This window comes from Kiloniellales bacterium, from assembly GCA_030064845.1.
Classification (GTDB): domain Bacteria; phylum Pseudomonadota; class Alphaproteobacteria; order Kiloniellales; family JAKSDN01; genus JASJEC01.
This window is the reverse complement of record JASJEC010000072.1, coordinates 25190-37647: the sequence shown is the minus strand read 5'-3', so window position 1 is coordinate 37647 and position 12458 is coordinate 25190. Positions and strand designations below refer to the sequence as shown.

Here is a 12458-nt window from a genome sequence, read left to right as displayed (position 1 = left end):
CGACGCTCGCGATCAATCTCTCGACCCCCTTCTTCCTCGCCCGCGCCCTGGTCGACGGCATGCGGGCCAAGGGCTGGGGCCGGGTGGTCAATATGGCCTCGCTCCAGTCGTCGCGCGCCTTCGCCAACGGCATGGCCTACGGCGCCTCCAAGGGCGGCGTCGCCCAGCTGACCAGGGCCATGGCCGAGGCCTGGTCCGCCGCCGGGCTGACCTGCAACGCCATCGCGCCCGGCTTCTTCCCGACCGCCCTCACGGCGCCGGTCTTCGACGATGCCGAGCGCGTCGCGGCGCTGGCCGGGCAGACGGCGATCGGACGCAACGGCCGCCTCGAGGACCTGCACGGCACGGCGGTCTTCCTGGCGTCGCCGGCCTCGGACTACGTTACCGGCCAGATCATCTACGTCGACGGCGGCTTCACGGCGAAATAGAGAGGAGCGTCCCATGAAGGCGCTGGTCTACACGGCCAACCACGAGACCACCTTCCGCGACGAGCCCGACCCGGTGGTCGGTGAGGGCGAGGCCCTGGTGCGGATCGACGCGGTCGGGATCTGCGGCTCCGACATGCACGCCTGGCACGGCCATGATCCGAGGCGGGTGCCGCCGCTGATCCTCGGCCACGAGGCCGCCGGCACGGTGCTGAGCGGCGCCCTGGAGGGCCGCAGGGCAGTGCTCAACCCGCTGATCAGCTGCGGGCGCTGCGAATACTGCACGACAGGGCGGAGCAACCTCTGCCTGGCACGCGACCTGATCGGGATGGTCCGGCCCGGCGCCTTCGCCGAGCGGGTCGCGATCCCGGAACGCAACCTGATCGAGATGCCGGAGGACATGGACCCGGCCCGGGCCGCGCTGACCGAGCCCTGCGCGACAGCCTGGCACGCCGTGGCACTGGCCGGCCGCGCCCTCTGGCGGCCGATCGCCGAGGCCGAGGCCCTGGTGATCGGCGGCGGTTCGGTCGGGCTGCTGGGCGCCCTGATCCTCGCTCATTTCGGCTGCGCGAGGGTTTGTCTCGCGGAGACCAATCCGCTGCGCCGGGGCACAGCCGAACGTTGCGGCGTCGAGACCCGGGACCCGGTGAGCGCCCCGATCGAGGAGCGCTCCTTCGACCTCGTGATCGATGCGGTCGGCAGCGAGCGCACGCGGGCCGCGGCGATCGCGGCGGTCAAGCCCGGCGGCGTGATCAGCCACCTGGGCTTGCAGGAGTGGGCCGGGGATTTCGACGCCCGGACCCTGACCCTCTCCGAGGTCACCTTCATCGGCGTCTACACCTATACCGAAGCCGATCTCCGCGCCTCGCTCGCCGCGCTTCACGCCGGTGCCCTCGGCGGCCTCGACCTGCTGGAGGAGCGTCCCCTGGCCGACGGTGCCCGGGCTTTCCACGACCTCGACCAGGGCCGAACGCCGGCCGCCAAGATCGTCCTGCGACCCTGACTTGCAGCGGCCTGCCCAGCGAATAGAGTTGCTGGCGCCCGCCTTCGGCGCTAACGAGGGTGCGGGGGCTCGATAGGCTGCGAGGAAACCATCCCATGCGCGCGGATCTGGAAGAGATCATCAACCACGACATGAGCGAGGACTGTCCGGTCTGCCGGGCCCAGGAGCTCGTTCAAATGGCGCTCTTGCCTGCCGCCGCCGCCTGGGAGATGGGCAACGAGCTGCCCCACTACTCCGTGGCGCTGCACGGCGCCGCCGGCCTGCTGGGCGCGATGCTGGAAGAAGGCGTCCCGCGCGACGATATCGACGCGGCGGTCACCATGCTCCTGGACGACATCGAGCGCCAGATCGCCGAAGACAAGGCCATGGGCGGACCGCCGCAGGGCACCGCTTGAGTTCGGCAACGGCGGGCGATCGGAGATAAGCCATGAGCCGGGCGCGGCCGAGGGTTCTGGTGATCGGCGCGGGCATCCTCGGCGCCTCGATCGCCTATCACCTGGCGCGGGCCGGGGCGCGCGTGACGGTCCTCGAGCAGGCTGCGGAGCCCGCCACCGAGGCGACCGGCAAGTCCTTCGCCTGGATCAACGCCTCCTTCGGCAATCCGCGGCCCTACTTCGATCTCCGCATGCTGTGCATCCAGGAGTTCCATCGGCTGCAGCGCGAGCTGGGCGGCGCCCTCGCGATCAACTGGGGCGGCAGCCTGCTGTGGGAGGAGAACTGGGCGGACCTCGAGGCCCAGGCGGCACGGCATCGGAACTGGGGCTATCCCCTGCGCGAGGTCGACCGGGAGAACTTTCGGCAGCTCGAGCCCGAGGTCGCCGATCCGCCGGAACGGGCGCTGCTCTGCGAGGCCGAGGGCAGCCTCGACCCCGTAGCGGCGACGCGGGCGCTCTGCGCCGCCGCCGAAGGCCTCGGCGTCGCGTTCCACTACGGCTGCACCGTCGAGGCGCTGCGGGAGAAGGGCGCCGACACCAACTGGAGCCGCCTCGATGCCGATGTGGTCGTCCTGGCCGCCGGCCTCGCCGGCGTCGCGCTGGCCGAGAGCTTCGGGATTCACCTGGCTCTGGAGGGCTCGCCGGGCCTGCTGGTCCATACCCGGCCGGTGCGGCCGGTGCTGAACCGCCTGGTGCTGTCGCCGAACCTGCACATGAAGCAGGACCCCGACGGGCGGATCGTCATGGGCGAGGATTTCGGCGGGTCGCCGCTGGGCGACGACGGGCCCGAGGCGCTGACCGGGAAGCTGATGCGCGCCCTGCAGGCCCGGCTGCCCGGGGTCAACGACCTGGCGGTCGATCGGGTCACCGTGGGCTGGCGGCCGATGCCGAAGGACGGCCTGCCGATCGCCGGCTTCGCGCCCGGCCGGCCGAACCTCTACCTCGCCGCCATGCACAGCGGTATCACCCTGGCCCCCGCGATCGGCCGTTTCGCGGCGGAGGAGATCCTCGAGGGCGCGCGGATCGAGGCCCTGGCGCCCTTCCGGCCGGAGCGTTTCCCCGGTTGAGCTGAGCGCGCCGCGGGGCCTAAGCTGACCGAAGAACAGGGGGCAGCGGGGATGGCCGAAGTCGAGCTCAACTTCAGCCGGGCGGAATACGCCGAACGGATCGCCAAGGCGCGGCGAAGCATGGCGGCGCGGGGTCTCGACCTGCTCTTCGTCACCGATCCCTCCAACATGGCCTGGCTGACCGGCTACGACGGCTGGTCGTTCTACGTGCACCAGGGCGTGCTGCTGGCCCTGGAAGGCGAGCCGGTCTGGTTCGGCCGGGGGCAGGACGCCGCCGGCGCCCGGCGCACGGTCTTCATGGATTACGGCAACATCGTCGGCTATCCCGACCACTACGTGCAGTCGACCGAGCGCCACCCCATGGACTTTCTCTCCGGCGTGATCGGCGAGCGGGGCTGGGACAAGGCGCGGATCGGCGTCGAGCTGGACAACTACTACTTCTCGGCCGCCGCCTACGAGTCCCTGAAGAGCCATCTGCCCAATGCCGCCTTCGCGGACGCGACCGGGCTGGTCAACTGGTGCCGCGCCGTGAAGTCGCCCCAGGAGATCGAATACATGAGCCGCGCCGCGCGGATCGTCGATGCCATGCACGCCCGCATCGTCGCGCTGGCCGAGCCCGGCATGAGGAAGAACGAGCTCGTGGCGGAGATCTATCGAACAGCGATCCTCGGCGCCGAGGGCCACGGCGGCGACTACCCCGCGATCGTGCCGCTGCTGCCGTCCGGAGCGGACGCTGCCGCGCCGCACCTGACCTGGGACGACAAACCGATGCGGGCAGGGGAGGGCACCTTCTTCGAGATCGCCGGCTGCCACCGCCGCTACCACTGCCCTCTCTCGCGCACGGTCTTTCTGGGCAAACCGCCGCAGGACATTCTCGACGCCGAAAAGGCGGTGCTGGAGGGTATGGAAGCTGGGCTGGCGGCGGCTCGTCCTGGCAAGTCCTGCGAGGACATCGCCAAGGCCTTCTTTGCGGTGCTCGCGAAGTACGGCATCGAGAAGGACAACCGCACCGGCTATTCCATCGGCCTGTCCTACCCGCCGGACTGGGGTGAGCGGACCATGAGCCTAAGGCCCGGCGACCGCAGCGAGCTCAAACCGGACATGGCCTTCCACTTCATGACCGGGCTCTGGCAGGAGAGCTGGGGCCTGGAGATCACCGAGAGCATTCGCATCACCGAGACCGGTGTTGAGACCTTCTGCGCCACCCCGCGGAAGCTCGTCGTCAAGGACTGAGGGGCCATGCGCGACAACCCGATCAGCGCGACGGTGGATTTCGAGGCGGAAGGCCTGCAGCACGGCTTCCTGAAGCTGCCCCACTCCCACGACGCCTCGGCCTGGGGCGCGATCATGATCCCGGTCACCGTGGTCAAGAACGGCGCGGGGCCGACGGCGCTCTTGACCGGCGGCAATCACGGCGACGAGTACGAGGGTCCGATCGCCCTATTCGATCTGGCGCGGACCATCGCCGCCGGCGAGATCACGGGCCGCCTGATCGTCGTGCCGGCGATGAACTACCCGGCCTTCCGCGTCGGAAGGCGCACCTCGCCGATTGACTCAGGCAACCTCAACCGTGTCTTCCCCGGGAAACCCGACGGCACGGTCACCGAGAAGATCGCCGACTACTTCAGCCGCACCCTGCTGCCCCTGTCGGATTTCGTGCTTGACCTTCATTCCGGTGGCAACACGCTTGATTTTCTTCCTTTTGCTGCGGTGCATGTCCTGGAAGACAAGGAGCAGCAGGCGCGCTGCGAGGCGGCCATGGCAGCCTTCTCGGCGCCCTATTCCATGTTGCTGCTCGAGCTTGATCCGGCGGGCATGTACGACGCCGTGGCCGAAGGCCTCGGCAAGGTCTTCGTCTCGACCGAGCTGGGCGGCGGCGGATCGGCGACGGCGAAGAGCGTTGCCGTCGCGAAGCGCGGCCTCAGGAACTTCCTGATCCACGCGGGCATACTGCCGGGCGAGCCGGAGACCCAGCCCTCGGTCAGGCTGGACATCCCCGACCAGGGCTGCTTCGTGGTCAGCGAGCGGAGCGGTCTGGTCGAGCCCTTGGCCGATCTGGGCGCGACATTGCGGGAGGGCGATCCGGTGGCGCGAGTCCACGACGTCGAGCGCAGCGGCGGCGAGGCCTGGGACTACCGCGCGCCCCGCGCCGGCATCCTCGCGGGCCGGCACTTCCCGGGGCTGGTGGCCATGGGCGATCCCTTGGCGGTGATTGCGGTTCCGCTATGATCGCCTCGGTTCAACCTCATCGAAAGGTATCCCGCGCGTGAAAGAGCTTCCGGCCCTCGCCTCGGTCCTCGACCGCTTCGAGCCATCGAAGATCTCCGAGATCTCCAGCCTGACGTCGCGGCTCCAGGAAGAGGGGCGGGACATTATCCACCTCGGCATCGGCGAACCCGACTTCGAGACCCCGGAGAACGCGGTCGAGGCCGGCGTCGCGGCGATCCGGTCGGGTCAGACTAAGTACACGCCGGTCGACGGCACGACCGCGATGAAGCAGGCGATCCGCGAAAAGTTCCTGCGAGACAACGAACTCGACTATCCGGTCGAGCAGATCATCGCGGCCTCGGGCGCCAAGCCACTGCTGGCCCACGCCATCCAGGCCGTTCTCGATCCAGGCGACGAGGTCATCATTCCCACGCCCTGCTGGGTCTCCCATCCGGGCATGGTGCGGCTCTATGGCGGCGAGGCGGTCTTCGTGGCCTGCCCGGAAGAGAAGGGCTTCAAGCTGCAGCCCGGGGATCTCGAGCGGGCGATCACGGCGAAGACCAAGCTGGTGATCATGAACTCGCCCGGCAACCCGACCGGCGCGACCTACGACGCGGCCGAGCTCAGGGCGCTGACCGACGTGCTGCTTGAGCATCCGCGGGTCTGGGTGCTTGCCGACGACATCTACGAGCACATCGTCTTCGACGGCCTCAAGTTCGTCACGCCGGCCCAGGTCGAGCCGAAGCTCTACGAACGCACCCTGACGGTGAACGGCATCTCCAAGGGCTATGCCATGACCGGCTGGCGCATCGGCTTCGCCGGCGGCCCGAAGCGCTTGATCGACGCCATGCGCAAGGTCATGAGCCAGTCGACCGGCAATCCTTCGTCGATTTCCCAGGTCGCCGCGATCGAGGCGCTCAACGGGCCGCAGGATTTCCTCAAGGAGCGGGCTGCGAGCTTCAAGCAGCGGCGCGACTTCATCGTCCCCGCGATCAACCAGACGCCCCACCTGAAGTGCGCGCCGCCGGAGGGCTCCTTCTTCCTCTACGTCAACTGCGAAGGCGTGCTGGGACGGAGCGCGCCGGACGGCCGCCGGATCGAGAGCAGCACCGATTTCGCCAAGTACCTGCTGGAAGAGGCCGGGGTCGCGGTCGTGCCCGGCGTCGCCTTCGAGCTCGATCCCTACGTCCGCCTGTCCTACGCCGTCTCCATGGCCGAGCTGGAGGAGGCGGCCAAGCGTTTGCGGCGGGCCTGTTCGGAATTGAGTTGAGGAGGCTGCGGCCATGGAGCACCGGGTTCTCTGGGCAACCTGCCTGTTCGTGGCCTTGGCGGTATGGTCGTCAAACGAGGTGTTTGCCGGCGCCGCCGGCGATTGGAAGAGTAAGTACGGGCCGATGGTCATCTTCGAGTCGCCCCTGGGAGGGGTGATCGCGACCACGGAAAGATCTACGGAACCCTGCAAGGCGGCCGCCTGGTCGGTCGCTGGTCTCAGCCCGACGCGCGTGACGTCTGCGGGTCGACGGTGGGCGGCAACCGTTACTGGGGCGATGTGGTCCTCGAGTTCAACGAGGACTTCACCGCCTTCACCGGCGATTGGAACCGCTGCGGCGGAGAGATCGTCACCCGCTGGACAGGAACGCGCGCTTCCGTCGAAGAGGCGGGCAGCGAATCCCTGCCGAATTCGCCAGTGTCGAATTGATAGAGGCGGAGAGCGACAACCTTCTCTCCGAGATCGCCATCGGCGAAAGCTTCAGGGTGAGGCTGACCTATGCTGAGGACCCGGACGAAGAAATCACGGAAACCGTGACCATCACGTTGACGAGTGGCGACGTTATAGACGTCGAGGTTACGGATGGCAGTCGTGTCCTCTTGAGCGCGCCAATAGAGGTGGTTCCGCTTGTCCAGCCATGAAGAAAAGCGAAGCGTGAGACTTTGGGCTTGGGCTGCGTGCCTGGGGTTCGCCCTTTTGATCATGCCTGCCGCGGCTCAGGGCCAGCAAGTCGGCGGCAAGGATGACGATAAGATCGAAGCCGAAGCCCGCGGCAAGAAGTCGAACAAGGTGACGATCCGCAGTCCGCGCATCCTGGACCTCTCGCGTTTGCCGAAGGTTGAGACCTCTGGTGGTTGTTACGCCCAGCAAGGACCCACGCTGCGGAAGCTTCAGAAATTGGACCCGAGTCTCAAAAAGGAAGTCGAAAAGGAGCTAAAAGCTACGCTGAGTTTGCGAGACCGAATTGTCTATCTGTACCGTGTGGGAACCCGTCGAGAGAGACTCATCGACTTGGCAGAGTTCGGCTACATGAACAAAGCGCGGAAGAAAGCAGATGTGACCAAGCATATGGAGATTTATAAGGCGTTGAGATTGTTAGCCTACGCGTGCGCAAATAGTTACCTTGATATTCTTCGACCTGAAAAGGGAGCCTACGAGGGCTTTAAGTCCCACTACGACAAGCAGGTCGAGGCATACTTGAAGGCGCACGATAAGAATCGTGCCGATAGACGAAAGAAGCTTGGCCTGCCCCCGGTGCCTGGCACGGCAAAGCCGCCCAAGGACTGAACAGCCCCCTCGTCATTCGGCAATAGAGGGCGCGAACCGCAGGACCTTGATCCTTGCCTTCGAGAGGGCAAGGTCTGTCGGATCTCGTAGGCGTCAACCTCGCCAAGGCTTCCGTCCCCTCAGGTGACTGGCCTATTGAAGTCGTCTCGAATTGGACTTCGAGTAACGCACCCCTTAGGATTCCTCGTCAAAAGGGGGCAATGCGGAGTGCAAGCAATGAGACAAGCCGGCGTGCGAGGAGCCCTGCGGCTGCTCGCGGCCCTGACGATCTTGACGCCGGGTGGCGCTCTGGTCGGCGTCCTTGGGGTCAGCGGTCACGCCTTGGGTCAGGAGCCATCCATATCGGACCGGATCCAGGATTTGTTGTTTCCGGATAAGACCTACGATGATTTGTCGGAGCTTGATAAAGACGAAAGGCGTTTGGAGAAGCAAATTGCCCAGTCCACGTCCGCCGAGAAACTGATTGGCAGTTGGACCAGCCGCTACAACTGGAACAATGAAGGTTGGAAGACGTCTTCACCTGTGTGCATCAGCACGCGGCAAGGCCTTGTCGAGGGACGGTGGCCCGGCGGCCGATTTACCGGGAGGCTTTCCGGAGATCAGCTCGCCTACGAGATCAACAGTTCCAGTTGCAGCGGTACGGGCGAGTTCGAGATTCTGGCCGACGGTAAACTACGTGGCAAGTACCATTGCGAAGACAGGTCGGGCGAGTGGGTGCTCACCAAGGGGGACGCCCGCGCTTGTTCGGATGACACCGGCAAGCCCGGCCCACAGCACGCCGATGCCTGGCTCGGGAAATGGTCGGGAGCCTCCAGCTACAGTGAGACCGATCAGATTTTCAGATGGTGGTTCGCGGTATCGCGCTCCTGCGGCACATACCAGATTAAAACCCATACATCGGGCCCGGATAAGGTCGAAATCCTGAACATAACTGCAACCGAGCTCGAGTTTCTGTTTCACGACGAGCTCGGCACGCACATCAAGATCGCGCTGGAGGATGGCGAGAGCTATACCGGCACGGTGACCCAGCCGAACAACGCTGGCTTGCCGCGCGGCCGCGTCGACGGCCGCAGACTGGAAAGGGCCTCGGCGTCAGCGCAGGAAGACTGCGCCGAGCCGCCGTCGCCGGCAGCGGCCCGCGAACGCCTGGACGAGACGGCGGCAGGCGATCCTTTCGCAGACGATGTGGTCGCCTGGCGGGTCGGCAATCCGGCCTGGAGCGAAGGGACATCCGAGCCGGACTTCGCCCTGGGACCGCCGGACTACGCCGGCAGTCATCTGGACAGCAGCATCGCGACACTCGGCTGCGGCGGGCAGATCACCCTGGCCTTCACGGACAACGAGCTCGCCGACGGCACGGGCGCGGATCTGCGTGTCTTCGAGCCGGGCGACGAAGAAGTCTATCGAGTCGAGATCTCCACCGACGGCGCGGATTGGCGCGATCTCGGCGACTTCGCGGGCGGCGCGGCGATCGACATCGCCGCCGTCGCGGGCCCGCAGGAGCGGTTCCGCTTCGTGCGGATCACGGACTTGAAGGAAGTCTGCAAAGGTGTGCGGCCGGGCGCCGACGTTGACGCTGTCGAGGCCCTGAATGGCCCGGCAGCAAGGGTTCAAGCGCGGGCCGTCGGACCGGAGATCCGGCAGATCGAGATCATCGCCACTGGCTCCGAAGAAACCTTGTCGGAGATCGCGGTCGGTGAAAGCTTCCGGGTCCGGCTGACCTACGCCGAGACGCCCCAGCAGGTGGTGAGTCAGGAGGTAACCATCACGACCTCGCGCGGCATCGTGCAGAAGGTCACGGTGACCGGCGACAGCCGGGTCGTTGTGAGCGGGCCGGTCGAGGTCGTGCCCCTGGTCGAGCCCTAGGCGTCGAGGCGCCAGCGATGTCCCTGGCCCAAAGACTTTCTCCCGGGGCTTTGGCGCTCCTAAGGACTTGCCGCGCCGGCAGGGGCCGTCAAGGGCTCCGATTGCGGCGACGGCGTTTTCTCCCTGCTCAAATGATCCCCGCCACCAACCGAACCAACGGTGACAGATCGATGGGCAAACCCCTTTTGTCGATCTCGTTGCTCGTGCTTGCGCTCTTCGCCGCGCCGCTTGCCCTTGGGCAGGAGGATGGCGAAAAGGTCCCCGCAAAGGACGGCGACAAGATCGAGGCCGAGGCCGACGGCAAGAAGTCCAAAAAGGTGACGGTCAAGAAAAAGGGCGTGCTCGACGTGTCGGATTGGCCGCCGGCCGAGTCCGACAGGCGCTGCAGCCGCTGGGAGAGCGAAAGACTGAAAGAGATCACCAAGCGTGACCCGGAATTCGGCAAGGAGTTATCGGAAAAACTCAAGAAAACAAAGAGCTTGCGTGACCGTTTTCATTACCTGATCAACTTGGTCCCCGAGTGGGAGAGACGGGTGGATCTGGTGGAATTCAGCTACTGGAACGGCATCGCCAGGCGGAAGGAAGCACGCAGAATCTTCGAGCTGAAGTTGAGCGTCCGGTATCTGTCGGGCGAATGCCTCGCTGCCTATCTGACGGTGGTCAAGGAGAACATGCTGAAGGCGGGAAAAGACGAGGCCGCCTACAAGAAGTTCGCAGACGGGTTCTTCGAGCGCGTGCGCGAATACACGGCCTATCACGGAAAGAACCGCGCCGACCGGCGCAAGAAGCTCAATCTCCCTGAGTACGAGGGCGCCGTGAAGCCCTCGAAAAAGTCGGACGACAAGTAGGACAGGCGTGATCGTTCCAGGAGGCGTCCACGACGGCGGGGCTTGTTTCGCTCATCATAGCGGCTTCCGCCGCCTCAGATGACCCGGCCGCCGGATTTCCTCGAGGAGCGGGCCGAGAGCGTCAAGCTGGCGGTCAACCAGACACCGCGCCTGAAGCGCGCGTCGCGGGAAGGTTCCTTCTTCGTCTACGTCAATCGCACGGAGGCTCTCGGACGGCGCGCGCCGGACGCCGCAGGGTCGAGGGCAGCACCGACTTCGCGAAGTACATGTTCGAACAGGCCGGGGTGGCCGTGCTGCACGGCGTCGCATTCCCTAACATGGCCGAGCTGGAGGAAGCGGCAAGACGGTTATGGCGGTCCCGTTCGGAATTGAGCTAGAAGCGATTAGGCAAGCCGGCGCAGGTCTTGACGTTAGCGGTTCCCTAGAAAGCGAAGCGGGCAGTGATACTCTGGGTTTATTGACACTCGAAGATAACGCGCTGAGTATCAAGGCTTTAAGACAAGAGCCCACTCAAGAATTGATAACACGGGGGGCGGCGATGCAGCGATTTGCTCCTTGGAGCCTTTACCCGGCTCTCCTAAAGCTCCCGCGCGGCTTTCGGCATCTTCCGTCCTTGCTCCTGCTGCTCGCTGCTTTGGTCATATGGGCGCCAGACGGTGCTCGAGCGGGGCCGGAGGGAAGCTGGAGCAGCGAATACGGCGAGATGGTCATTTTCCCTGCGCCCAGAGGCGGCGTCATCGCGACCTATCGCAGTGACGGGAAGATCTACGGCTCATTGCAGGGCAATAGGCTCACGGGCCGATGGTCCCAGCCCGAGGCCAAGCTGGATTGCGGTGCGGCGCTTGGCGGAAACCGCTATTGGGGCGATGTCGACCTCCTTTTCAATGAGGACTTCACGGGCTTCACCGGCCAGTGGAACCGCTGCGGCGGCGAGGACGTCTCGGACTGGTCGGGCACGCGGGCCGGTCCCGGAGGTGAAGAATCGGTCGAGGGCCCCCGGCCGGAACTCGTCGCCATAGAGATCATTGGAACCGAAGGCCAGGAGCCGCTGAACGAGATCGCGGTCGGCGAGAGGTTCCGTGTGAAGCTCACCTATGCCGAAAGGCCGAGGGAGACGATTACGGAAAACGTCATGATCACGACCGAGAGCGGCAACGTCGAAATGATCGCGGTCACGGGCAACAGCCGGGTCATCGTGAGCGGGTCGATCTTGGTCGCGCCATCGGCCCTGCCAGACCCGGCGGGCCTGCAATGAGTGGGGGCGGATTCTTGCGGCTTGCGGCTTGGATTCTGCTGTTCGGTTTGGCGGCCTTCTGGACGTTGAACGCCTCCCATGCCCAGGACGACAACGGAAAGCAGGGCGGCAAAATCGGCGCCGATGACGGCGACAAGATCCAAGCAGAGGCACAAGGCAAGAAATCCAAGACGGTCACGGCGAGCGATCTTCCGGTTCTGGATCTATCGGGCCTGCCGGCAACGACCTATTCCCAGTCCCACTTCGAAAGTTGGGACTCCGAGCGCGCCAAAGGCTTTAGATTCCAGGATGTAATGACCGATATTCGCAGAAAGGATCCGGCCTATGCCGATCGAATTGAGAAAGAGCTGAAACAAATTCCTTATCTGCGCGACTGCGTTGTCTACTTGGAGAAGCAAAACTCAAAGATGACGCTCCGACATCTCTATAATTCAAGCCTTGCAAAAGTCGACCACGTTTGGGAATCCGAGTTCTTCAAACCGGAGGAGTTCAATAGGACTAGATTTTTGGCTACGGCGACGGATGTTTTGGCGAGTATCTTCAAGAGTTATTACAATGACACGTTAAAGGAAACATTCGGCGAAGCTCCGGCAAGAGCCCTTAAGGAGGTCATTTCGAGCCGATACGTCAGCTACTATGACGCGACTGGCGAATACTATGAGAAAAAGCGCGAACAATTCCGGCTCAAGAATGAATAGCCTGAGCCCAAACCAGGCAGGTCCGAAACCGGAGTTTTGCTAGAGCGCTTTACTCCCTCGGCTTCCGCCCCCGCAGATGACCCGGCCGCAGATGGCC

At 65.0% G+C, this 12458-nt stretch carries 14 protein-coding genes; all 14 read left to right on the top strand.

Features of this window, described 5'->3' with window-relative positions:
• Window positions 1-428 (top strand): SDR family oxidoreductase (locus tag QNJ67_19335; protein MDJ0611138.1); only part of this gene is annotated, 428 nt, incomplete at its 5' end.
• A gap of 13 nt (window positions 429-441) precedes the next feature.
• Window positions 442-1428, top strand: coding sequence for an alcohol dehydrogenase catalytic domain-containing protein (locus tag QNJ67_19330; GenBank protein MDJ0611137.1), 987 nt, complete (start codon window positions 442-444; stop codon window positions 1426-1428).
• Window positions 1429-1523: 95 nt separating this feature from the next.
• Window positions 1524-1823, top strand: a complete 300-nt coding sequence (locus tag QNJ67_19325; protein ID MDJ0611136.1) for a hypothetical protein — start codon at window positions 1524-1526, stop codon at window positions 1821-1823.
• A 32-nt stretch (window positions 1824-1855) separates the two neighbouring features.
• The gene (locus QNJ67_19320; GenBank protein MDJ0611135.1) at window positions 1856-2929 is read left to right on the top strand and encodes an FAD-dependent oxidoreductase; all 1074 of its coding nucleotides are present in this window, start codon (window positions 1856-1858) and stop codon (window positions 2927-2929) included.
• Window positions 2930-2980: 51 nt separating this feature from the next.
• Window positions 2981-4162: an ectoine hydrolase DoeA gene (gene doeA, locus QNJ67_19315; protein MDJ0611134.1), complete on the top strand. Its 1182-nt coding sequence runs from the start codon at window positions 2981-2983 to the stop codon at window positions 4160-4162.
• 6 nt (window positions 4163-4168) lie between these two features.
• Window positions 4169-5158 (top strand): N(2)-acetyl-L-2,4-diaminobutanoate deacetylase DoeB, encoded by a 990-nt coding sequence (gene doeB / locus QNJ67_19310; GenBank protein ID MDJ0611133.1) that lies wholly within the window; start codon window positions 4169-4171, stop codon window positions 5156-5158.
• Between the two features lie 37 nt (window positions 5159-5195).
• Window positions 5196-6407 carry a pyridoxal phosphate-dependent aminotransferase gene (locus tag QNJ67_19305; GenBank protein ID MDJ0611132.1) on the top strand — a complete coding sequence of 404 codons (1212 nt, stop codon included), beginning with the start codon at window positions 5196-5198 and terminating at the stop codon, window positions 6405-6407.
• Window positions 6408-6659: 252 nt separating this feature from the next.
• Window positions 6660-6836 carry a hypothetical protein gene (locus QNJ67_19300; GenBank protein MDJ0611131.1) on the top strand — a complete coding sequence of 59 codons (177 nt, stop codon included), beginning with the start codon at window positions 6660-6662 and terminating at the stop codon, window positions 6834-6836.
• Window positions 6833-7048 carry a hypothetical protein gene (locus QNJ67_19295; protein MDJ0611130.1) on the top strand — a complete coding sequence of 72 codons (216 nt, stop codon included), beginning with the start codon at window positions 6833-6835 and terminating at the stop codon, window positions 7046-7048. The genes QNJ67_19300 and QNJ67_19295 overlap by 4 nt, the downstream gene beginning before the upstream one ends.
• On the top strand, window positions 7035-7694 hold the full coding sequence (locus QNJ67_19290) for a hypothetical protein (protein ID MDJ0611129.1): 660 nt from the start codon (window positions 7035-7037) through the stop codon (window positions 7692-7694). Before QNJ67_19295 ends, QNJ67_19290 begins: the two co-directional genes overlap by 14 nt.
• Window positions 7695-7910: 216 nt before the next feature.
• Window positions 7911-9560 (top strand): hypothetical protein, encoded by a 1650-nt coding sequence (locus QNJ67_19285; protein ID MDJ0611128.1) that lies wholly within the window; start codon window positions 7911-7913, stop codon window positions 9558-9560.
• A 170-nt stretch (window positions 9561-9730) separates the two neighbouring features.
• A complete protein-coding gene (locus QNJ67_19280) occupies window positions 9731-10408 on the top strand; it encodes a hypothetical protein (GenBank protein MDJ0611127.1) in 678 nt (225 codons plus the stop codon).
• Between the two features lie 613 nt (window positions 10409-11021).
• Window positions 11022-11663: a hypothetical protein gene (locus QNJ67_19275; protein ID MDJ0611126.1), complete on the top strand. Its 642-nt coding sequence runs from the start codon at window positions 11022-11024 to the stop codon at window positions 11661-11663.
• 14 nt (window positions 11664-11677) lie between these two features.
• The gene (locus QNJ67_19270; protein ID MDJ0611125.1) at window positions 11678-12361 is read left to right on the top strand and encodes a hypothetical protein; all 684 of its coding nucleotides are present in this window, start codon (window positions 11678-11680) and stop codon (window positions 12359-12361) included.
• Window positions 12362-12458: the final 97 nt, after the last annotated feature.